Genomic DNA, 20,337 nt, shown 5'->3' with positions numbered 1-20,337 from the left:
GGGGCTACTGGCCGAAATGATCAAAACCCAGAAACTGAAGCCTTTCGTCCCTGAGCATGATTCCCGGGGTCGAGGTCACATCGCCAAGTCGCCGGGCATTGGGTACAACGGTTTGCAAAGCTTTCCAATCATCCGCGGCAACGGCGCCGAGAAGCGCATAGTCCTCGCCTCCCAGCAGCGCCCACTCCATAGCGTCGATTTCTTTATCGACGGCGAAACCGCGTAATTCAGGATGCAAGTCATGTTCAGTCAGTATGATGCGGCAGCCCAGCCGCGGGCCGAGAAACCGCGGCAGATCCCGGGCCAGGCCGTCGGAAACGTCCATCAGGCCGCGGATTGATCGCATGGCTCCCAGGGTGCAGGCCTCCGCCACATGCATGGCGGGTCGGAGATGGGCTTGAATTGCTTGTGGGTACAGGGCCTGTGAGCGTGGGTTCTCTTTTCCGAATTCATTGTGCTGAGCTTGGCCTTTTCCGCTTTGATCCAGACTTCCTTCCAACTGAGTCAAGCCCAGACGGGCCAAACCAACATCTCCGACAATGAAAAGCACGTCTCCGGGCAGTGCCTGGGCCCGTTGCAGGTACCGACCGCCGGAAACCCGTTCTCCCCAGATGGTGATGGCCGCTCCCAGACAAGAGGCTCGGGACAGATCGCCTCCGGCAAGCACAAGGTCGTGCTCCTCGGCCAACTCTGCCATGCCCTGAAAGAATTCGCTCCAGTACGCGTCGTCAACTCCCCCCGGAATCATGAGATTCAGAACGAAAGCAGTCGGCCTGGCGCCCATGGCGGCAATGTCGCTGATGTTCACGGCCAGGGCCTTGTACCCAAAATCCCCGGCGCTGAAATATTCACCGCGAAAGTGCACGTCCTGCAGGAACAGGTCGGAGGAAACGCACAGGGAATCGGTGCAGAAAAAAACAGCACAGTCGTCGCCACGGCCCAAAAGCAGCCCTTCCTGCCTTGGAAAACAGCGATTGATGAGAGCCAGAAAGGCATCTTCGGATTGCAAATTCGATGTTTTGGGAGTCTGATTCTTCATGAAGCTGATGGAAGACTTCCAGAAAAGGCATTTAATTCAAGGAATTGTATCGCAGTCGCTCATTCAGCGGGGACGACAACGGTAGCGCAAGTGCGTTTGTCTTTTCGCTTGAACCGCGAGAAAAAGCAAATGGATTTCTCTTGACTCGGAAAATCTTCACCGAATGAAGAGGGTACTGTAAAAAGTACGTGGGTTGAAACCACTCATTGTAAACTTCCGACATCATGATGATTTTGCTGACCACAAACAACTGATCACTGTCCCTGCTTGGTGCAAAAAGACTTTTTGCACCAAGCAGGGGGGAGAGTTTGGAACTGAGCGTGTGCTGAGGGATCACGCTCTCCCTACCAATAATGTTTGAAGAAATTTGCATCGTCGTGATACGGTTGCACCTTGGACTCTATGGAGGCCATTTCCTGCCTGGAAAACGGTTCGAATTCCTTGGCTATTCGAACGTTTTCCTCAAGCTGCTCAAGGTTGGAGATTCCCACGATGGCGGTACTCACGGGAAAACTGAGGACATACCCCAATGCTTCGCGCATGGAATTCAGTCCGTCTGACCGGAAAATTCGATTCACCGCGGTTACCTTCATGGCTATGATGCCCATCTGTTTTTCTTCGGCCTTTCGCAAGAGATCCTTCTGAAAAGGCTTGAAATGAATATCCCCGGCGTTGAGGCTCAGGAGAACGGCGTCAAAATCGTATAATCCCAGGGCATGCAGCAGCACCTCCGGATCCCGGTGGCCGGTGATGCCGATATGGCGGATCACCTTTTCGGAGCGCAGCCGCTCCATGGCTCGGAGGGCGCCCTGCTTGCCCAGGGCCATGTCGACATCATCCATGATCCGCACGTTATGGATTTGATACAAATCCAGATAGTCCGTCTGCAGTCTCTCGAGACTTTGCTCCACAAGCCGCATGGTTCCGTCGTAGCCACGGTCATGGGTTTTGGAGGCCAGAAACACCTCGCTGCGCCTGCGCGCCATGACCTTGCCGATATTGGCTTCGCTGCCTCCCGCACCGTAAGTCGGTGCGGTGTCAATGTAGTTGACCCCAAGGTCCAGGGCGCGATCAATCAGGGCAACGGCTTCGTATTGATTCCCCCTTCGCTCCAGAGCCGACTCCCCACCCAGACTGAACACTGAAACTTCAAACCCGGTTGTTCCCAGCTTCCGCCTGGGCATTGTGGCCGAAGGCATCTTTGCCGCGGATATTCCTGAACGATCAGTTGAGATGAGACTGGAAAGCCCCAGTCCGGCAGCCGCTCCCACTGTGCTCCGCAAAAATTTTCTGCGATTCATTATTCCGGACATACGCACCTCCATGCACTTTGAGCTTAATTATCGAGCCGGTTTTTTGGCTCAATATCACTTGGTCGCCGATAATTTATGCTGAGTTGATAATGGAAGAGTTGCTGTCAGCAGGCTCAGAGTCAACCCCTTCCAGCCAAAACCTGCTGTCCCCAGTGTATTCTGCTCAACAATATAAACAGATGTTGCGCATAATCCCGGTCCTTTCATCAATTACGTGCTTCCATAAAGCCGGATACAGGAACGCCCTCATTTTCATGAGCGTGAAGATTGATGATGGTAAAAACGAAAGAGGGGGTCGATCGTGCATCAACGATGGATGGGCGAAAGGCTTTTCGGGTATCTTGTACCCACTCATCAATATCAAACTGAGGAGGTTTTTTTATGAAAACTTTGATCATCAGCATGATCGCCGGCTTGTTGTATCTCAATCCTGCATTTGCACAGACCCAGGACACTGGCCCCATGCCCGGTCAGCCCGGGCAAGACACGGGTATCCATAGCGATCGTACCGGACCCGCCGGCTCGAATGATGGGATTTGGACTCCCGGAGAACAAAGAGAAATTGATCGAAACCGATCAAAACCTGATTTGGAGAGAGACACCAGGGACCAAATGAGCCCTGCTCCGGGGGAAGGAATGAACTATAACCAGCAGCCCCAGCCGCGTGACGCACATGAGCAACAAGAGCACGCAACGGATGCGACTCGTCCGCACCAGATAACCGAAATTGAGCCCCAAGAGGGGTTCGATCGGGTAACGCCCGACAAGATCAACCAGGACGAACTCCGAAACGCTGTTGTTTATGATGACAACCATGAAAACGTGGGCCGGATTGATCAGGTTCTGGTCAACCCCGATGGCGAAGTCGAGCGCGTGGTTGTGGATGTCGGTGGATTTCTTGGAATCGATGCGCACAGCGTGGCCTTCGACATAGCAGACGTGGATATCCACAAGGATGAGGAAAAGGATGAATTGCGCGTCTACATTCCCATGATCGAAGAATTGCGGACTCAGCAGGAAGAAAGAGACAATTAGCCGTTGTGCTCAGCCACATCTGTAGTTCGGGTGCTGAACGTAAAGATTGTTAAACTTTTTTTGTCACCATTATCAACCCAGGGAGGGTTCTCATGAAAGCTTTAGCCATCAGCATTATCGCCGGCTTGTTGTATTTGAATCCAGCATTTGCTCAAACCCAGGACACCGATCGCACGACCCGTCAAACCCAAGAAGACAGGGGCATTCAGAGCGACCGTACCGGTCCCGCTGGCCAGGATGACGGGATGTGGACTCCGGGTGAACAGAGGGAAATTGATCGGAACCGTGCAACTCCAGACCTGGGCAGGGATGCCGAGGATCACACCGGGGAAGCAGCTCAGCCAGAAATGAACAGGGAGCAGCGACAAACTGACCAGGACGGTCGGCAGACCTACGGCGATCAGCAAGAGCAGCGGATGAACGAAACAAATCGTCGTACTGCTCCGGACGAAGGCATGAACAATGATCAGCAAGTCCGACCGCGCGACGCTCATGAACAAGAACAACCCACCACGGATCCGACTCGTCCGCATCGGACCAGACAGGACGTGGAGCCGCAAGAGGGCTACGCGCGGGTTTCGCCTGACCTGATCAGCGTGGACGATTTGCAGAATGCCGATGTTTATGACAGCAATCACGAAAACGTGGGCAATGTGGATCAGGTCCTGATCACGCCTCAAGGCGACATCGAACAAGTGGTCGTGGATGTCGGCGGCTTTCTCGGCATCGGTGCGCACAGCGTGGCCATTGACATAGACGAGGTGGAAATCCACAGGGGTGAAGGGGATGATTTGCGCGTCTATGTTCCCATGACCGAGCAGGAACTGGAAGCCATGCCTGAATACCAGGAAGGCAACGGCATCTGGTAGCAGTCAGCATAACCAAGCAGCAAAGCCGTCCAGGTGCGGAGCAATCCCGCGCCTGGACGGCTTTTTTACGTCCTGCGCCCAACGCTAAGACCGTAATTCCAGCGAGCGCGAAATACCAAAACTTGCCGCACTTAGGTGCGGTGCTCCCAGGGATGAATGGGATGCGCTCACCACCACCAGGGCGAATAAAACGGGTGCCGCCGGTAGGGGAAAAAAGCGGGATGTCCGCGATGCCTTCCGTACCAGGGGTCCCAGAAAGGACCGTAGAACGGATCATAATATGGATCATGGCGAGGCTGCGGTCTCTCTGACCAGAGTTGGATTTCCAGGGCCTCGATATAGGGATACCGGTATTCCAGATTACCCATATCACCGACCATTTGGCCGATAACTCGCCCTGCCACGGTCACCCTGCGCCCTTTGCGATAGATTTCCGGCTCCAGCACCGTGGGGTGATAGACCATGAAGCGACCGCCCGAAATGTCCAAATCCACAGGCTCGCCCAGGTGATTGGTCCTGGTCTGGTAGACTTCCAGCAAGGAGCCCTCGTCGGAGTGCAGAACCTGGACGATGACGCCGCCGAGAACGACAACTTTCCCTTGATGAGCTTGCGGGTGTTGTCGCAGTTCAGCAAACGTCAGATTCCGGTCCGCCATGTTCAGCAAGGCGGGGGAAACGGCATGCGTACACCCTCCCAAAAAAGCGAAAGCCAATATCGACAGCACAACCACTATCCGCATGACTCACCTCCTCATCCTTCCCTGAGGATGAAAGTGTCTTTGCAGTCCACAGTTATAGGCCAATGCCGATTCCCAGGCCGAAATGGAGCCGGCTCCTGCCTGGAACATTCTGGTCCAGAGGCCATAGATGCAGTTCCTCGCCGGAAATAACCGGGTAAAGATAGGAGGTCTGTTGCAGGGGACGTTGTTCTCCGCCGATCACGGCCCCCAGCACGGTGATCCATCTCCCGGGAGAGTAAATCGCCGGATCGAGAAATTGCGGCATTCGCGCCAGAAATCGTTCACCGGAGGGGCGGCGATGGTTGGGCCTGTTTGTGAAGCCGAGTTCATGGTGCAAAACCACAAGTTCCGTATGGTCGGCGAAGTTCTCCACGGCAATGATGGCACCTCCCAACAGGACGGTGCGTCCCACATGCATCTGCGGATTTGCTCGCAGTTGCTGAATGTTGATATCCGCATCCACGGCGCGTAGTCCTTCCCTGGTGAAGGTGGGGGCGCAACCGGAAAGCATGAGGAGAGAAGAGATCAGGAGCAGGGCAATGAAAGATGAAGCAGGCTTCATGGCTGCTACCTCCAGAAATGCCGCCATCACGGAAAACAGTCGCAAGGTTGAAAGTTGCACATGACGGGCTTTCGAATTGTCCCGGCTTGATCGTTCGGAGAGCATGGCAGGCTGCTTGGAACCGATCGGGATCAACGGCTGATGCCAAGCGCTTGTCGCGCAGGAATGAAAAAACCAGGAATGGGATGCGAGGCGGCCGTGCTGGCGCCGCCTCGATTGCAGTTCTGAATTAAGTATTTCTCAGGAGGGGGAAGTCAATCGGAAAGGGAACGTGGACTGGGCGTCGGTAGAACCGGGATGCCGGTTCAGTTGACCGGGCGAGCGAGAAAGTCCTGGTATGTCATGACCAGACCTTCGCGCAGGCTGAGACTCGGCTGCCAGCCCATGGCATTCATCTTGGCCACGTCCAGCAGTTTGCGCGGCGTGCCGTCAGGTTTGTCGGTATCCCAGACAATCTCGCCTGTGTAGCCCACGACCTCACGCACCAGCTCCGCCAGTTCACGGATGGTCTGGTCAATGCCGGAGCCTACATTGATTAACGGCACATTTGCCGGATCCAGCAAGGCGTCCTCGCCTGACTCCTCCAGGCGCATCAGGTGCATGCAGCCCCGAGCCAGGTCGTCAACGTGCAGGAATTCGCGCCGGGGGCTGCCGGTGCCCCAGAGCACTACCTGCCCGGAGCCGGCAGCCTTGGCTTCGTGAAACTTGCGGATCATGGCCGGAATCACGTGGCTGCCGGTCAGATCGTAATTGTCGTTGGGTCCGTACAGATTCGTGGGCATCACCGCCAAATAGCGGGTGCCGTATTCCCGGTTGTAGGCCCAGCACATCTCAATGCCCGCGATCTTGGCAACGGCATAGGGCCTGTTGGTGGGCTCCAGCGGTCCGGTGAGCAGATACTCCTCCTTCATGGGCTGGGGGCATTCCCGTGGATAGATGCACGATGATCCCAGAAACAGCAGGCGTTGCACGCCGTGTTGCCAGGCCGCGTGGATCACGTTGGTCTGGATGGCCAGATTGATGTGGATGAACTGGGCCGGATAGGTATTGTTGGCCATAATGCCGCCAACTTTGGCCGCGGCCAGAAAGACGTATTCCGGACGTTCGCGCTGGAAGAATTCCCGCACCGCAGCCTGATCCGTCAGATCCAGCTCAGCACTGGTCCGCTTGAGAATCCGGGAGTAACCCTCGCCTTCCAGGGCCCGTACCAGGGCCGATCCCACCAGCCCACGGTGGCCGGCAACGTAGATGGGTGCATTTTTGTTCATGGTAGTTGTTCCAGATCCGGGTGACGGTGCAAGACAAAAAATGGGTCACTCTCCCGTAGCAGGATCGACGGCATCGCGAAACCCGTGTTCAAATTCCGGTGCATAAAGACGCGAGGATACGGATTGCTCCTGTCCCGGCAGAACAAGAAAAACCGTCTGCCGCTTCCAGTGGTTCTTTGCCTCGGTTGCGGCCAGTTTGTCCAGAGTCAGGCGCTCAATCCGCTCTTCAGGCCAGCCGACCCGATGCGCCGCAATGACCATCGTGTCCGGCGGATAGCCGCCCTGCAGCAATTCATTGGCCATGTCCAAGTGGCTGGGGCCGCTGAGATAGACAGCCAGGGCCGCCCGGTGCACGGCCAGACCACGCAAACGTTCGCGTTCCGGCACGGTCGTGCGCCCGCCCATTCGCGTCAGAATCAGCGTCTGGCAGGTCTGCGGAATGCTGAACGAAACCTTTGCCGCGGCCGCCGCGGCCATGGCCGCGGTGACGCCCGGAACCACGGCGTAGCTGATCCCCTCCGCCTCCAGCAAGCGGGCCTGTTCGCGAACAGCCCCGTAAAGACCGGGGTCGCCGGTGTGCAGCCGGACCACGCGCCTGCCGGAACGGACCGCGCTCCGAATCAGGTTGTGGGTCTGTTCCAGGGTCAGTCCGGCGGAGTCGTGAATTTCTGCTCCAGGCTTGGCCTGCCACAGCATGGTCCGGGGCACCAGCGAGCCGGCATAGATGATCAGATCCGCCTCGCGGATGAGGCGCTGAGCCTTGACGGTCAGCAGTTCCGGGTCGCCAGGGCCGGCGCCGACGAAATGGATGAGGGGGTGGTGATGATCGTTCATGGTGCTTCGTTTCCCGGTTTGCGGCCGCGAACAAGGAAGACCGGATTCTGAGCCTGCAGGCGATGCCCGCCGGCCAGCGGCACGGCAAGGCTGGCCTGGACCTGCAGTATTTCCAAAGGCCAGCCCAGGTGCTCCAGATGGTTTCTGATCCGATCAAGGCTGTGCAGGAGAACTGCCGCGGCCACGAGACGCCCACCGGGTCTCAGGCGTGAACAAGCCACCTCCAGGATGGACGTGCCGCCGGACAGGCCTCCGCCGATAAAGATGCGATCCGGAACCGGCAACCCGTCCAGGCAAGCCGGCATCCGGTCCTGAACCACCTGCACCCAGAAGGCATAGGTCAGGCGGATGTTCTCCCGAATCATGGCCGCTCTTTCCGGATCCTTCTCCACGGCCACAACGCCGCCTTGGGGCAGCAGCAACCCGGCCTCAATCCCCACGGAGCCGCATCCGGCTCCGAGATCCCAAAGCAGATTGTCCGGCTGCAACGCCAAGGCCGCGATCACCGCGGCGCGAACCGTCCGCTTGGTGATCAGCCCCTGCTGATGGATGTAGGCTTCTTCATCCATGCCCAGGCAAATTCGCAACTCCGGCTCCGCGGTACGTTCCAGAAGAACCAGATTCAAGGGTGAAAACTCAAGTTCCCGGGCCTGCTCCAGAGAGTATTGCCCCCAGCATTGTTCAGGCGTACCCAGGTCTTCAAAAACCCACATTCGAAAATTATCACCGTCGCGCTCCAGGACCATTGTCGCGACGGCTGCCGGTGTATTGCGGTCGTCGGTGTACACGGCAACATGTGGATGACGGGCCAGAGCGGCAAAAAGCAACGTTGCTCCATTTCGGCCATGCAGGGAGACCGCGGCGATATTCTGCCATGCCAGGCCCAACAGGGAAGCCGCGGCCTGGAGCGTGGTGGTTCCGGGATAAAGCCGCACCCGCTCAGGGCCCAGCCGTTGCACCAAAAGCGGACCTATGCCGAAGAAACAAGGATCTCCGCCAACCAGCACCACGACCCGAGGACCATGATTGACCACGATCCGTTCCAGTTCATCCAACACCTGGACCAAGGGGGCCTTCAAGTTGATTCGCCGACCCTGGTAGTCGGGAAATGCCTCATGCAGCCGTTTCCCGGCCACAAGCAACTCCGCGGAGCTGATCAGCTCCATGCATGATGTGGAAATCTCTCGAACCGACTGCCCCAGTCCAATCACATGGACAAGGCCGTTTTCAGCTGAGAGTAAATCCTGATAAGTATTGTTGAGGCACATCGGGTGAACTTGGGGTTGCACGAGGGCGGGATGCTGAATATGACAACCTTTTTTTAACGACACGTACATCATTGGTCCGGCCGGATTCTCGAAGAAGAGTAACCGGCCGGCGTCCGTTCAATCAGATCGCTGCCGCGGTCATGCATACCAAAGGTAACAAACATGAGCAAAGAAAACGTCGGTGTCAGAATTCGGATATTGCGCGAAGAACGTGAGCTGAGCCTGGAAGACCTGGCCGAACGCAGTGGCCTGGCCGCGGATTTTATTGCCAGGATGGAAGATTCGGGAAACCCTCCGTCCCTCGGGCCGCTTTTGAAAATCGCCCGGAGCCTGGGCGTGCGCCTGGGGACATTTCTGGATGATCACGTCAGTCATGACCCCCTGATTGTCCGTCTTGAAGAGCGCCAGGCCGGCCTGAACATGCATCACGATCACGGCGGCCCCGTGGCCCTGCGCTTCTTTCCCCTTGGCCAGGGCAAGACCGACCGACACATGGAACCGTTCTTCATTCAGGTTCTTCCCGAGTCCTCCACGGAAAAAAAGCTGTCCTTTCACGAGGGCGAGGAATTCATCATCGTGGCCTCAGGTGAAATCGAGATCCTTTACGGCCAGGAAACCTATCGCTTGAAGGCTGGAGACTCGGTATACTACAATTCCGCGGTGCCGCATCACCTGGGAACGGCAGGTCCGGACCCCGCTGAAATCTACGCCGTGCTCTATATCCCGGAGTAGCGGTCTGCTGAAGGGTTTGGTCGGTTCACCCACCGACCGGTTGTCAATAGTCGGATCAATGCGAAGGAGCTCTTGTGGACGATTCCATTCTTCGAGAAATAACTCTGGGCCAACTCCTGGACGAGGCCGTCAGGAACCATCCGGATAATGACGCCGTGGTCTATGTGGACCGCGGCTTTCGCCTGACCTATCAAGAATTCGGCGAGGTGGTCGACCAGCTGGCCAAGGGACTGATGCACCTTGGCGTTCGTCGCGGCGAAAAGGTAGCCGTCTGGGCCACCAACGTGCCCTACTGGGTGGCGCTGCAGTTCGCCACGGCCAAGATCGGCGCGGTGCTGCTGACCGTGAACACCAACTACAAAACCAATGAACTGGCTTACATTCTTGAACAGTCCGAGGCCGAGAACATTTTCCTGATCGACGGTTTCCGGGATACGGATTACGTAGCTACCATTAATGAACTGGTCCCGGAACTGCGCACCATGCCCCGCGGTCACCTGAAAAGCGCGCGCTTTCCAAACCTGAAGCGCGTTCTTTTCCTGGGCCCGGAAAAGCATCGCGGCATGTACTCCATTCCGGAGCTGCTCGCCCTGGGGCACATGACGCCGCAATCCGATTACCAGGCCCGGCAGGACTCCTTGAGCCCCCACGACGTTGTGAACATGCAGTACACTTCCGGCACCACGGGTTTTCCCAAAGGGGTGATGCTGACGCACTACAATATCGCCAACAACGGCTACTGGATCGGCGAGAACCAGCTTTTCACCCACAAGGACCGGATCTGCCTGCCCGTGCCCCTGTTCCACTGTTTCGGATGCGTGCTCGGCGTGCTGGCAGCGGTCAGCCACGGCAGCACCCTGGTCATTCTGGAGGGATTCAACCCGGTGCACGTCATGGCCTCGGTGGAGCAGGAGCGCTGCACCGCCCTCTACGGCGTGCCGACCATGTTCATCGCCGTGCTGGAGCACCGCCTGTTTCCCAAGTTCGATTTCAGCTCCCTGCGCACCGGAATCATGGCCGGATCGCCCTGTCCGGTCCGCGTGATGCGCCAGGTCATGGAAAAGATGTACATGAACGACATCACCATCTGCTACGGCCTGACCGAAACATCGCCGGTGATGACCCAGACCAGGGTGGACGACGATATCAACCGCCGGGTGGCCAGCGTGGGCCGGGCCATGCCGGCCATTGAAGTCCGCGTGGTGGATCCGGATACCAATGAGCCCGTGCCGAGCGGCGTCCAGGGCGAAGTCTGCTGCCGGGGCTACAATGTGATGAAGGGCTACTACAACATGCCCGAAGCCACGGCCCAGACCATTGACGCGGACGGATGGCTGCACTCGGGAGACCTGGGCGTGATGGACGAGGATGGCTATCTGGCCATCACCGGACGCATCAAGGACATGATCATCCGGGGCGGGGAAAACATTTATCCGCGGGAGATCGAAGAGTTCCTGTACACCATGGAGGGCGTCTCGGACGTCCAGGTGGTGGGCGTGGCCAGTCGCAAGTACGGCGAGGAGGTGGGCGCCTTCATCATTCCCAAACCCGGCGTCACCTTGACCCCGGAAGAGGTCCGCGACTTCTGCCGCGGCAAGATCGCCCGCTACAAGACGCCGCGCTACGTGGCCCTCGTGGATTCCTACCCCATGACCGCCAGCGGCAAGATCCAGAAATACAAGCTGCGCGAAATGGCCGCCAAGCTGTTCCCCGAAGCCATGCGCTGACCCCGCGCGGTTCGCCGCACACCCTTGCCCTGGTTCCGCTCCACCCCAGTGAACCATACACTGTGGTGCGGTGGTCCCAGGGCACAAAAAAAGCCGCCCTGATGGGCGGCTTAAATGCCTGATAATGGCGGAGAGGGTGGGATTTGAACCCACGGTACGGGGTTAGCGTACACACGATTTCCAATCGTGCTCCTTCGGCCGCTCGGACACCTCTCCACGCGAAACGCTGATACTTAAGGTAATATTTTTGAATTTGCAAGCAAATTTTCACTGGGATATTTTACCGATGTGGGGGATAGAAAGCATAGCTTCTCGGTATACAGAAACTCTCAGCGAAAGCGCTTATTATACTCCAAGGATTTTCCTTCAGATAAGGTAGGCTCAAAGTACCTGAGTTAGTCGCCTAACCGTTTTTGCTTTTCCCCTTGCCTTGCGGCTTCTTCTCTTTCTGCTCTCCAGGTTGCGGACCGCAACCCTTGGCCGGGCCTCAGCCGGAAAAACCGCCGCCGCGGCGCATGATGTACGCAAAAATGAACACTACAAGGATGATGATTATCGGAGATAGGATTGATTCCATGGACCCTCCTGAGAGACGTCGGTTCGGGATTCTCTGGCGTACTCCAGATAGTCATTGAGTATAATCACGGCGGATTGCCGGTCCAGCACCGGACGCAGCTTTCGGCCGCGGCGTCCACATTGCCGCAATTGGGATTCAGCTTCCCGCGAACTGAACGCTTCGTTTTGAAAATATACCGGGACCGTGGTGCGCCGTTGCAGGCTCTGGGCGAAATTGCGAACCTGGCGTGTCGTCTCGGTATCTTCTCCGCTCAGGGATTGGGGCAAGCCAAGCACCACTGCCCCAACGTCCTCCTTGGTGATGATCGCCAGCAGATCGGAAAAAAGCCGATCCCGGGTGGTTTTTTCCAGGGTTGCATACGGGTGGGCCAGAAGCCCCAGGCCGTCGCTCAATGCCAGGCCCACCCGTTTCGTGCCGTAGTCGATGCCCAACAGGCGCATTCATTTTCCCTTGAAATCCTTAAATCCTGGCGACTCCGCTGTCCCGTGCGGCCTGCTCGACGCGCTCGGCCACGGCGTCGGCCACGCCGGGATGGAATGCGCTGGGGATGATGATGCCCTGAGCCAGTTCTTCATCGTCCACGCAGTCCGCAATGGCCTGGGCCGCGGCGAGCTTCATGGCCTCGTTGATGTCCGAAGCGCGGCAGTCCAGCGCCCCGCGGAAAATGCCGGGGAAGCAGAGCACGTTGTTGATCTGGTTCGGATAGTCGGAACGTCCGGTGGCGATCAGGCAGTCCAGGTCGGCGATTTCCTCGGGCAGGATCTCGGGAATGGGGTTGGCCATGGCGAAAATGATCGACTTGGGCGCCATCTTCAGGACATCCTCCCGCTTCAGGGTGCCGGGCCCGGAAAGGCCGATAAAAATGTCCGCCCCCTGGATCACCTCGCTCAAGGAACCTTGTTCATTATTCGGGTTGAAGAGCTGGGAGCATTCTTCCTTGACGGAATTCATGCCCTGGGTGCGCCCGCGGTAGATCGCGCCGGCGCGGTCGCAGGGCACGATGTTCCTGATCCCGGCTTGGGCAAAAATCTTGGCGCAGGCCACGCCCGCTGCTCCAAAACCGTTGATCACCATCTTCAGGTCCTCGATTTTCTTCCCGGTCAACTTCAACGAGTTGAGCAGCGCGGCCAAGGCGACCACGGCCGTGCCGTGCTGATCGTCGTGAAACACCGGAATGTCCAGACGCTTTTTCAACTCCTGTTCCACCTGGAAGCAGGCCGGCGCGGCAATGTCTTCCAGATTGATGCCGCCAAAGGAAGGAGCGACTTTTTCCACGAAGTCGATCAACTCCTCCGGCGTCTTCGTTTTTACGCATAGCGGGAACGCGTCCACCCTGCCGAAGGCCTTGAAGAGAACGGCCTTGCCCTCCATCACGGGCATGGCCGCCAGGGGTCCGATGTTGCCGAGACCGAGTACGGCGGTGCCGTCGGAAACAACGGCCACGCAGTTCTGGCGGATGGTCAAATCAAAGGCCCGCTCCGGATTCTTGTGAATCTCCTGGCATACTCTGGCCACGCCAGGAGTATAGGCCATGGCCAGTTCGTCGGCATTATCCACGGAGGATGTGGGAGCGATTTCCAGCTTGCCTCCGTCATGGATGGCCATGGTCGTGTCCGTGGCCCAGGATTCCAGCACGCCTGGCAGGTCCTGCAGGGCGGCAACCACCTTTTCCCCATGCTCCACGGAGGTAGCATAGAACTCCAGGGTGATTTCTTCGGTCTCCATGTTGTCGCCCATGCGGAAAAACTGGATCAGTCGGGCGCCCTCCCGGCCCAGGACCTCCAGCAGTCGAATGCGGTTCTCCTGCGTTTTTTCCAGTCGGATGTCCATGGTAAAGCTGTAACTTGCCGAAAAATGCGTGCTCATCGATGATCGCTCCTCAGTGGTTTCTGGTTCAATGCCGCTCTGAAAGAATGCCTTTCGTTCTGCTCAAAAAATCCGCGAAAAGTCTCTGCCTGAAAGAAACTTCATCAAGTTCTGGTTTCACGCTGGGCAAACCGGGACAGAGCGATCTCCTTGGCGGCGTGCTTTTCCCAGTCCTTTCCGACAAGAAGGCCAGCCATGTATTCCATGGTATGCAAAACCTTTTTCTGCTGCCCCAATTCCTGCAGGCACCTGGTCAGGCCGATCCTGCAGGATGGACATCCCACCAGGATCGGTTCCGGTGTATCCATCTGCTCCATGTCCGACCGCAACTGGTCCTTTTTTCGCAACCGCAACTTGTTGTAGACGGCCGGAGACGTCATGGCGCCCAGGCCGCTTTCGCCGCAGCAGTGAGGGCTGATCCGCACGTCTGTTTTCAGCAGCTTGGCCAAGGCTTCGGCATAGATCTTCCCGGATTTGACGCCCTCCACGCCGGACCATTCGTTATGGCAGGCGGCATGATAAAGCAACGGCGACGGAGCCTGAAGCGATTCCGGCAGCTTGTGACCAAGACGCTGCAAAAGAAACTGCAGGGAATCCTGATGCTTCAGGGCCAGTCCGGCTTTTGTCGCCAAATGGTAATCCTTCACGCCTTCCCGGCAGGATCCGCAGGCCGTGATGATGTGCGACACGGTGAACCCCTGTCCCTTGGCCTTGTTCAACAGGCGGGTCAGGGCCGTGACGTTTCGTTCCTTGTTGGCCTGGAACGCCTTCTCGCTGCCGCCGGCCAGCAGGGGATAGCCGCAGCACAGGTGGTTTTCCGGGAGAATGACCTGACAATCGGCCTTCAAGAGCAGGCTGATGGTGGCCAGGCCGATGGAGCGGAAAAACAGGCCGGCTCCGCAGCCCGGAAAATAGAGCACCGCCTCCTTGTTCTGGACGGATTTTCCGTTGCCGGAGGGAATAAAGATGCTGCCCTTGGACAGGTTCAAGCTTTCGGACAGATTCTTGAATTCCAGCTGCGGTCCCTTGCCGCGCAGCAACGGGCTTTCGGCCCGCTGCCGCCACTTGGTCGGAACAAGACCAATGGCCTTGTTCTGGATATTCTGGGCCACGGCCATGAACTTTGCGGCCCGCGGCAGGCGGCAGGGCGGATCCTTGGCCAGATATTCCAGGATCCGGTTCTTGAAGGGATGGCCATCCGCGCCCTTGCCCTGCAAATAGCCCCGCAGTTCCAGGACCACGTCCGGGGTGTTGATCTTGACCGGACATGCGGATGTGCATTTTCCGCATCCGGTGCAGTGCTGCATCAGTCTGCCCAGTTCCTTGAGCAGACGCGGCTCGGGCTGACCGGTATGCGTCTGGCTATAGTAGATCGCCTCGATCATCGCTCCCAGGCTGATGTTCTTGTTGCGGGGATGGAACAACAGCCCCTGAGCCGGATGATACATCGGGCAGACCTGCTTGCATTTGCCGCAACGCGAACAGGTCTGAATATTGGTCAGCAGTCTGATCAACCGCTCCCGTTCCGGCAAACCGCTGCGGCTCAAATCCTGGATCAGACGATTGAAGGAAAAGGTGAACGGAGGCTGGGGCTGCTCGCGCAGGGTCAGCTTTCCGGGATTGATGATATTGTTGGGGTCCACCTTGTTCTTGTAAACTTTCAGGGCCTGGATCTTTTCCTCGGGCAGAAAGGCGATCTTGGTGATTCCGATGCCGTGTTCGCCGGACACCGCGCCCTTGAGTTCCAGGACCTTCTTGAAGACTTCGCCCGCTGCTTCCTCCGCCAGGTGCAGCATCTGAGCGTCATTGGAGTTGACGGGGATGTTGACGTGGCAGTTGCCGTCCCCGGCGTGCATGTGGTTGGCCACGATGATCCGCGTGTTCCGCATCCGGGTCAGGATCTCGTCCAGTTCCGGCTGCAGGCGGGGATAGCGGTTGCGCAGGTCCTGAAAGAAAAACTGGGTCTGGATCTCGAACTCCTGGTCCGAGAGTTCCTTGGCCGTGATTTCGTCTTTCAGAATCCGAGCGCAATAGTCCAGCTCCATTTCCACGAACTCATCCTGATCCGCAACGCCCTGCAAACTGGCGACTTCCTGCAGGGCCTTCCGATAGGCCTTGGCCAGATACCGCAGATTCAGATGCTCCAGAAAGTCTGAAAACTCGGGAATCACCTTCAGCGGGATGACGATGTCCTCGTTGATCTTGAAACCGCTGGTCCGGCGGGTGATGGCGCTGAGGCGGTGGCGGTCCTCCCAGAATATTTCGGCCTGCTTGGCGTCCGTGGCCACGAAGACGTCCACGTTCTCATACGGACCGACAATATCCACCACCGTCCCCACGGCTCCGTCCAGCGCGGCTTCGTCGTCCGAATCCATCTGGATCAGGAGCACCGAGATCGGATCGCCTTCATAGCGGGTGGATTTCTTCTGGTACTCGATGGCCTGGACATATTTCGTACCGAACTCTTCCAGGGCGGACATCTTGACCAGGTCCCCCTGCTCCCGAATGGTGTCGCGCATGGCCACCAGGTCGTTGATCACCAGCATGGCCGGGTGCATGCTCCGTCCGTAGAACTCCAGACACAGCGTGCGGGAATGCACGGGCTTTTGATACAGAATGAAGCAGGCTTCCGTGATGATCCCGTCCACGCCCTCCTTCTGGATGCCGGGCAGGCCGCCGAGAAACTTGTTGGAAACGTCCTTGCCCAGGTTCTCGCCGCGAATGTCGCTTCCGTGCAGGGAAATGGTCTCCCGCGGCTGTCCCTTTTCGTCCAGCACCTCGAATACGGCGACTTCGTTGGGCAGTATCTTGTGCTGGGGGTGATTTTGCCGCCGCACCTCGATGCAGTCGCCGCTGGGCAGGACCATGACGTAGCTGAGAATGTTGTCCAGGGTGGTCCCGTATTCAAAGGCAAAGGGACCGCCGGCGTTCTCGGAGATGTTCCCGCCCAGGGATGAGGCTGCCTTGGACGCCGGATCAACGGTGAACAGCATTCCCTGAGCGGCAGCGGCCTGAATCGCGTTCAACGTGATCACGCCGCTCTGGGCGCACAGGATTTTCTCCTGCTTGTCGACATTGATGATGTTCTTCATCCGGCTCAGACTGAGCATCACGGTGCGCTTCCCGGCCGGGATGGCCCCTCCGGTCAGGCCGGAGCCGCCGCCGCGAGGCACGATGCTGAAGCCAATTTCATTGGCCAGACGGATGATGCACTGAACCTGTTCGGTATTTTCCGGAGCCACCACCAGCAGCGGCAGTTCCAGGCGCAGGTCCGTGGCATCCGTGGAACATTCGACCAGGGCATTGGGATTATTATTGATGCACTCCATGGGCAGACATTCCTGGAGGCGCTTGATCAGATCGGATTTGAAATTCTGTTCAGCCTCGTAATCCTGCCAGAAATGATCCACGGCCTGTTCCAGAGCCGTGGCGTATTCCGAGTCCAGTGAGGGAGCGTTGGCGGACAGTTGCGCGTTCACGCTGCGCCGAACCATGTCCGGAGCAATGAACGGATTGTAACGCAACAGGAAAAGTTCCGCGGCCATTTCCACGGCCAGAGTACGAACGCTTTCCGGCCAGGACTCGACTTGTTCCTGCGTTAAGTTGAATACCCGGGGCAAAAGACGAATATGCGGAATGGAAAGATGCGGTCCACGTGATGTCATGAAATACCAACCTGAAAATTGCGAAAAGGAGTGGATGTTAGTTAAGACTGATGGGAAACACAAGGTGATAGTCTGGGACTTAAAGGCAATCCCGATTTAATCATGAAAAACCGGGATGATGAAGACACATCCGAACGCGATGGTCCACATATTCGCAATCGAAATCGAAATCGAAATCGAAGGCCTTATACATAAGGATCACGCGCAAAGGCGGGAAAGCTTTTTTCCGATTTCGATTGCGATTTCGATTTCGATTGCGCAAATGAAGCCCGGACAGATAAAGCCCGAGAAATGTCCTACGAATCCTTGCCCGGAGACTTTGCCAGGCGGCCATCAAGGTAATAGGAACAAGGATCGAAAAAGCAAGCGAATAGCTTGCGATGAAGGCGTCGAAGTTGGTGGTCGAACTACGGCCGCTGAAAACGGCTGACCGGATCTTAAACTTGCCGCAGCGATTCTAACCCCGTTGCAGCATGATCCGCCCATGAACCGCCTGACCCAGGGCGATGCAGGCATCATTGGGCGGCAGATGGACATGGACCAGAGGGGAAAGTCCTTTTTTCGCCAGGGCAGCCGGAAGGAGAGACGCCAGTGTGGCGTTCTGCATCACTCCGCCGCTGAGACCCACGTCCTTCACGCCGGTTCGCTGGGCCAAGGCAAGCGCCAACTCGACCAATCCCTGAATCAGGCCCAGGTGGAACCGGCGACTGATCTCTCCCGCGGGCACGCCTTTCTCCCAGTCGGCATGAACCTGGGAAAAAAGTGACAGGGTGTCCAGCTGCACCGGTTCGAGGTCAGCACGCAGCGGACAGGAATAGGGTTCCAGATCGCCGGGATGCTGGATCCGTTCCAGAATGATCGCGGCCTGGCCCTCATAGGCCATGACGTTCTTGAGTCCCAACAGGCCGGCCACCGCATCAAAAAGTCTGCCACAGCTCGTGGTTTGCGGGGAATTGATCCGCTTGCGAAGCATGGTCTCCACCATGACGTCGGCCTGGGCATGGTTTTCAAGCCAGGGCCAGGGCCGACCCGACGAAGCGTTGATCCCGATGCCCCACAGATAACTGCGAGCCATGCGCCATGGCTCCCGGGCCGCAACTTCCCCGCCGGGCTGCATCACCGGCGTGAGATGTCCCAGCCGGCCATATTCGGGGCCACATGGATCAACCAGCAAGGCCTCGCCGCCCCAGATGGTGCGATCATCACCCAGTCCTGCCCCGTCCAGAGCCAGACCCAGCGCCGGCCGATCATGCCGGTTCTCGGCCAGGACCGAATGGATATGAGCCACATGGTGCTGGAGTTGAAACAGCGGACCTTCCAGTTCCCGGCCATGCCCGGTGCTCATGTAGTCCGGATGCAGATCGCTGACCTGGGCTTCAGGGCGAACCTGCAGAATGTGCTGCATGTGGCTGATGGTTTCCCTGTAAAAGGCAAAGGTCTCCAGGTTCTTCAGGTCGCCGATATGCTGACTGACGAAGGCCTGGTCGTCCTTGGTCAGGCAGATCGTGGCCTTCAATTCCGGTCCCAGGCCGAGCACGCAGGGACCAGGCTGATTCAGGAAAATTGGAGACGGCGTGTATCCTCTGGCCCGTCGAAAAAACTCGGTTTGCCCGCTGCCGGCGTTCACGCGCAAGACGGAATCATCGCAACGAATCAGGATGTCCCGGTTGTGCAGGAGAAAGAGATCCGCAAGCGGCGCAAGGCGGTGCAAGGCCTCCCGGTTGCCCAGGGCAATGGGCTCACTGCTCAGGTTGCCCGATGTCATTACCAGAACCGGCGGCCATTTCGATCCGACGGCACGGCGGAACATATCCAGAAGAACATGGTGCAGCGGCGTATAGGGCAGCATCAGGCCCAACTGGTTCGTGTCCGGAGCCAGATGTTCGGACAAGGTACCGTTGTGAGCCGCGGGCAGCAGCACGATGGGGCGCTGAATAGAGTCCAGTTGCTCCTGCGCCGCGGGAGACACCCCGGCTATACAACGTGCGGTCGCCACATCCGGCGCCATAACGGCCAGTGGTTTTTCCCAGCGCTGCTTGCGCCGCCGCAGTTCAGCCACGGCCTGATCACTTCCCGCCGCGCAGACCAGGTGAAAGCCGCCAAGTCCCTTGACGGCGAGGATCTTGCCGCCGGCCAGAGCCAGGGCAGCCCCTTCCAGGGCGCTTTGCGCCTCGGCCAGACGGTCGCCCTGGGGCGAGGAAAGCCAGACCTGGGGGCCGCAGACAGGGCAGCAGTTGGGCTGGGCATGAAAACGGCGATCCAGAGGATTTTCATACTCTTGCAGGCAATCTGGACACTGCGGAAAACAGGCCATGGACGTCAGCGGACGGTCGTAGGGAATGCCTTGCGTAATGGTCAGCCGGGGGCCGCAGTTGGTGCAGTTGATGAATGGGTAACGGTAGCGCCGGTTTTGCGGGTCAAAGAGTTCGCGTCGACAGTCCGCGCAGGTGGCGGTGTCAGGACTGATCAGTACCTGGTGACCCGTTGCGGAGACGCTTTGCAGAATCCGGAACCCCTCCTCCCCAGGTTGAGCCGGAATGGAATTCGTTGAAAGGGATGTGATCCGGGCCAAAGGAGGAAGGGAATTTCGCAAACGATCCGCGAAGGTCGCAGCCAGCGAATCCGTCCCCTGGATCTCGATGGCCACCCCTTCTGAGGAATTGAGCACGAATCCGGTCAGCCCCGACTCCAGAGCCAGCTTGAACACCGTGGGCCGAAACCCCACGCCCTGAACCTGGCCGGTGACGAGTAGTCGATAACGTTGCAAACCCATGAAAAGTAAAGAAGCGCCATTAAATACTGAATGGCTTTTAAATACGTTGAAACCCCGAGGCGCGAGGAC

The 20,337-nt window shown here is 57.9% G+C and carries 17 protein-coding genes and 1 tRNA gene; 5 read left to right on the top strand and 13 right to left on the bottom strand.

What is annotated here, in order from left to right:
• Nucleotides 1-4 precede the first annotated feature (4 nt).
• From thiL to ACYQ15_RS15515, 3 genes are all read right to left on the bottom strand, one after another.
• The gene (gene thiL, locus ACYQ15_RS15525; RefSeq protein WP_459938409.1) at nucleotides 5-1,039 is read right to left on the bottom strand and encodes a thiamine-phosphate kinase; all 1,035 of its coding nucleotides are present in this window, start codon (nucleotides 1,037-1,039) and stop codon (nucleotides 5-7) included.
• A gap of 344 nt (nucleotides 1,040-1,383) precedes the next feature.
• A complete protein-coding gene (locus ACYQ15_RS15520; RefSeq protein WP_459938408.1) occupies nucleotides 1,384-2,352 on the bottom strand; it encodes an aldo/keto reductase in 969 nt (322 codons plus the stop codon).
• A gap of 206 nt (nucleotides 2,353-2,558) precedes the next feature.
• The gene (locus ACYQ15_RS15515) at nucleotides 2,559-2,756 is read right to left on the bottom strand and encodes a hypothetical protein (RefSeq protein ID WP_459938407.1); all 198 of its coding nucleotides are present in this window, start codon (nucleotides 2,754-2,756) and stop codon (nucleotides 2,559-2,561) included.
• Between the two features lie 232 nt (nucleotides 2,757-2,988).
• Here ACYQ15_RS15515 and ACYQ15_RS15510 point away from each other — a divergent pair, with 232 nt between their 5' ends.
• Both ACYQ15_RS15510 and ACYQ15_RS15505 read left to right on the top strand, forming a co-directional pair.
• Nucleotides 2,989-3,387: a PRC-barrel domain-containing protein gene (locus ACYQ15_RS15510; RefSeq protein WP_459938406.1), complete on the top strand. Its 399-nt coding sequence runs from the start codon at nucleotides 2,989-2,991 to the stop codon at nucleotides 3,385-3,387.
• Between the two features lie 92 nt (nucleotides 3,388-3,479).
• A complete protein-coding gene (locus ACYQ15_RS15505) occupies nucleotides 3,480-4,256 on the top strand; it encodes a PRC-barrel domain-containing protein (protein WP_459938405.1) in 777 nt (258 codons plus the stop codon).
• A gap of 167 nt (nucleotides 4,257-4,423) precedes the next feature.
• Here ACYQ15_RS15505 and ACYQ15_RS15500 read toward each other — a convergent pair whose 3' ends face one another.
• The 5 genes from ACYQ15_RS15500 to cbiE all read right to left on the bottom strand — a co-directional run bounded on the left by ACYQ15_RS15500 (nucleotide 4,424) and on the right by cbiE (nucleotide 8,928).
• Entirely contained in the window at nucleotides 4,424-4,996 is a 573-nt protein-coding gene (locus ACYQ15_RS15500; protein WP_459938404.1) for a Slp family lipoprotein, read from the bottom strand.
• Nucleotides 4,997-5,048: 52 nt separating this feature from the next.
• A complete protein-coding gene (locus tag ACYQ15_RS15495) occupies nucleotides 5,049-5,663 on the bottom strand; it encodes a Slp family lipoprotein (protein ID WP_459938403.1) in 615 nt (204 codons plus the stop codon).
• A 200-nt stretch (nucleotides 5,664-5,863) separates the two neighbouring features.
• Nucleotides 5,864-6,826, bottom strand: coding sequence for a GDP-L-fucose synthase family protein (locus ACYQ15_RS15490; protein ID WP_459938402.1), 963 nt, complete (start codon nucleotides 6,824-6,826; stop codon nucleotides 5,864-5,866).
• Nucleotides 6,827-6,871: 45 nt separating this feature from the next.
• On the bottom strand, nucleotides 6,872-7,660 hold the full coding sequence (cobM, locus tag ACYQ15_RS15485; protein ID WP_459938401.1) for a precorrin-4 C(11)-methyltransferase: 789 nt from the start codon (nucleotides 7,658-7,660) through the stop codon (nucleotides 6,872-6,874).
• Nucleotides 7,657-8,928 carry a precorrin-6y C5,15-methyltransferase (decarboxylating) subunit CbiE gene (gene cbiE, locus ACYQ15_RS15480; RefSeq protein ID WP_459939602.1) on the bottom strand — a complete coding sequence of 424 codons (1,272 nt, stop codon included), beginning with the start codon at nucleotides 8,926-8,928 and terminating at the stop codon, nucleotides 7,657-7,659. The genes cobM and cbiE overlap by 4 nt, the downstream gene beginning before the upstream one ends.
• 162 nt (nucleotides 8,929-9,090) lie before the next feature.
• On the opposite strand from cbiE, the gene ACYQ15_RS15475 reads away from it, so the two are divergent.
• Complete coding sequence (locus tag ACYQ15_RS15475) at nucleotides 9,091-9,660, top strand: helix-turn-helix domain-containing protein (RefSeq protein ID WP_459938400.1); 570 nt, start codon at nucleotides 9,091-9,093, stop codon at nucleotides 9,658-9,660.
• A gap of 74 nt (nucleotides 9,661-9,734) precedes the next feature.
• Entirely contained in the window at nucleotides 9,735-11,387 is a 1,653-nt protein-coding gene (locus ACYQ15_RS15470; RefSeq protein WP_459938399.1) for an AMP-binding protein, read from the top strand.
• A gap of 125 nt (nucleotides 11,388-11,512) precedes the next feature.
• On the opposite strand, the gene ACYQ15_RS15465 is transcribed toward ACYQ15_RS15470, so the two are convergent.
• The 4 genes from ACYQ15_RS15465 to ACYQ15_RS15450 form a co-directional block, all read right to left on the bottom strand.
• Nucleotides 11,513-11,603 (bottom strand) — tRNA-Ser (locus tag ACYQ15_RS15465).
• 336 nt (nucleotides 11,604-11,939) lie between these two features.
• Nucleotides 11,940-12,404: a Holliday junction resolvase RuvX gene (gene ruvX, locus ACYQ15_RS15460; protein WP_459938398.1), complete on the bottom strand. Its 465-nt coding sequence runs from the start codon at nucleotides 12,402-12,404 to the stop codon at nucleotides 11,940-11,942.
• Between the two features lie 19 nt (nucleotides 12,405-12,423).
• Nucleotides 12,424-13,830 (bottom strand): NAD(P)-dependent malic enzyme, encoded by a 1,407-nt coding sequence (locus ACYQ15_RS15455; RefSeq protein ID WP_459938397.1) that lies wholly within the window; start codon nucleotides 13,828-13,830, stop codon nucleotides 12,424-12,426.
• Nucleotides 13,831-13,934: 104 nt separating this feature from the next.
• Complete coding sequence (locus ACYQ15_RS15450) at nucleotides 13,935-17,495, bottom strand: FAD-binding and (Fe-S)-binding domain-containing protein (RefSeq protein WP_459938396.1); 3,561 nt, start codon at nucleotides 17,493-17,495, stop codon at nucleotides 13,935-13,937.
• A gap of 115 nt (nucleotides 17,496-17,610) precedes the next feature.
• Here ACYQ15_RS15450 and ACYQ15_RS15445 point away from each other — a divergent pair, with 115 nt between their 5' ends.
• The gene (locus ACYQ15_RS15445) at nucleotides 17,611-17,925 is read left to right on the top strand and encodes a hypothetical protein (protein WP_459938395.1); all 315 of its coding nucleotides are present in this window, start codon (nucleotides 17,611-17,613) and stop codon (nucleotides 17,923-17,925) included.
• A 27-nt stretch (nucleotides 17,926-17,952) separates the two neighbouring features.
• Here the strand turns inward: ACYQ15_RS15445 and hypF are convergent, their stop codons facing one another.
• On the bottom strand, nucleotides 17,953-20,268 hold the full coding sequence (hypF, locus tag ACYQ15_RS15440) for a carbamoyltransferase HypF (RefSeq protein WP_459938394.1): 2,316 nt from the start codon (nucleotides 20,266-20,268) through the stop codon (nucleotides 17,953-17,955).
• Nucleotides 20,269-20,337 lie beyond the last annotated feature (69 nt).

The sequence above is a fragment of the Desulfonatronum parangueonense genome (genome assembly GCF_054656975.1).
The sequence above is the reverse complement of the archived record's forward strand: the minus strand, read 5'-3'. Positions and strand labels throughout refer to the sequence as shown.

Excerpts from the sequence above, each read along its gene's own strand:
- thiL (WP_459938409.1), bottom strand. The coding sequence starts at position 1,039 with ATGAAGAATCAGACTCCCAAAACATCGAATTTGCAATCCGAAGATGCC.
- ACYQ15_RS15520 (WP_459938408.1), bottom strand. The coding sequence starts at position 2,352 with ATGTCCGGAATAATGAATCGCAGAAAATTTTTGCGGAGCACAGTGGGA.
- ACYQ15_RS15515 (WP_459938407.1), bottom strand. The coding sequence starts at position 2,756 with ATGCTGATGATCAAAGTTTTCATAAAAAAACCTCCTCAGTTTGATATT.
- ACYQ15_RS15510 (WP_459938406.1), top strand. The coding sequence starts at position 2,989 with ATGAACTATAACCAGCAGCCCCAGCCGCGTGACGCACATGAGCAACAA.
- ACYQ15_RS15505 (WP_459938405.1), top strand. The coding sequence starts at position 3,480 with ATGAAAGCTTTAGCCATCAGCATTATCGCCGGCTTGTTGTATTTGAAT.
- ACYQ15_RS15500 (WP_459938404.1), bottom strand. The coding sequence starts at position 4,996 with ATGCGGATAGTGGTTGTGCTGTCGATATTGGCTTTCGCTTTTTTGGGA.
- ACYQ15_RS15495 (WP_459938403.1), bottom strand. The coding sequence starts at position 5,663 with ATGCTCTCCGAACGATCAAGCCGGGACAATTCGAAAGCCCGTCATGTG.
- ACYQ15_RS15490 (WP_459938402.1), bottom strand. The coding sequence starts at position 6,826 with ATGAACAAAAATGCACCCATCTACGTTGCCGGCCACCGTGGGCTGGTG.
- cobM (WP_459938401.1), bottom strand. The coding sequence starts at position 7,660 with ATGAACGATCATCACCACCCCCTCATCCATTTCGTCGGCGCCGGCCCT.
- cbiE (WP_459939602.1), bottom strand. The coding sequence starts at position 8,928 with ATGTGCCTCAACAATACTTATCAGGATTTACTCTCAGCTGAAAACGGC.
- ACYQ15_RS15475 (WP_459938400.1), top strand. The coding sequence starts at position 9,091 with ATGAGCAAAGAAAACGTCGGTGTCAGAATTCGGATATTGCGCGAAGAA.
- ruvX (WP_459938398.1), bottom strand. The coding sequence starts at position 12,404 with ATGCGCCTGTTGGGCATCGACTACGGCACGAAACGGGTGGGCCTGGCA.
- ACYQ15_RS15455 (WP_459938397.1), bottom strand. The coding sequence starts at position 13,830 with ATGAGCACGCATTTTTCGGCAAGTTACAGCTTTACCATGGACATCCGA.
- ACYQ15_RS15450 (WP_459938396.1), bottom strand. The coding sequence starts at position 17,495 with ATGACATCACGTGGACCGCATCTTTCCATTCCGCATATTCGTCTTTTG.
- ACYQ15_RS15445 (WP_459938395.1), top strand. The coding sequence starts at position 17,611 with ATGATGAAGACACATCCGAACGCGATGGTCCACATATTCGCAATCGAA.
- hypF (WP_459938394.1), bottom strand. The coding sequence starts at position 20,268 with ATGGGTTTGCAACGTTATCGACTACTCGTCACCGGCCAGGTTCAGGGC.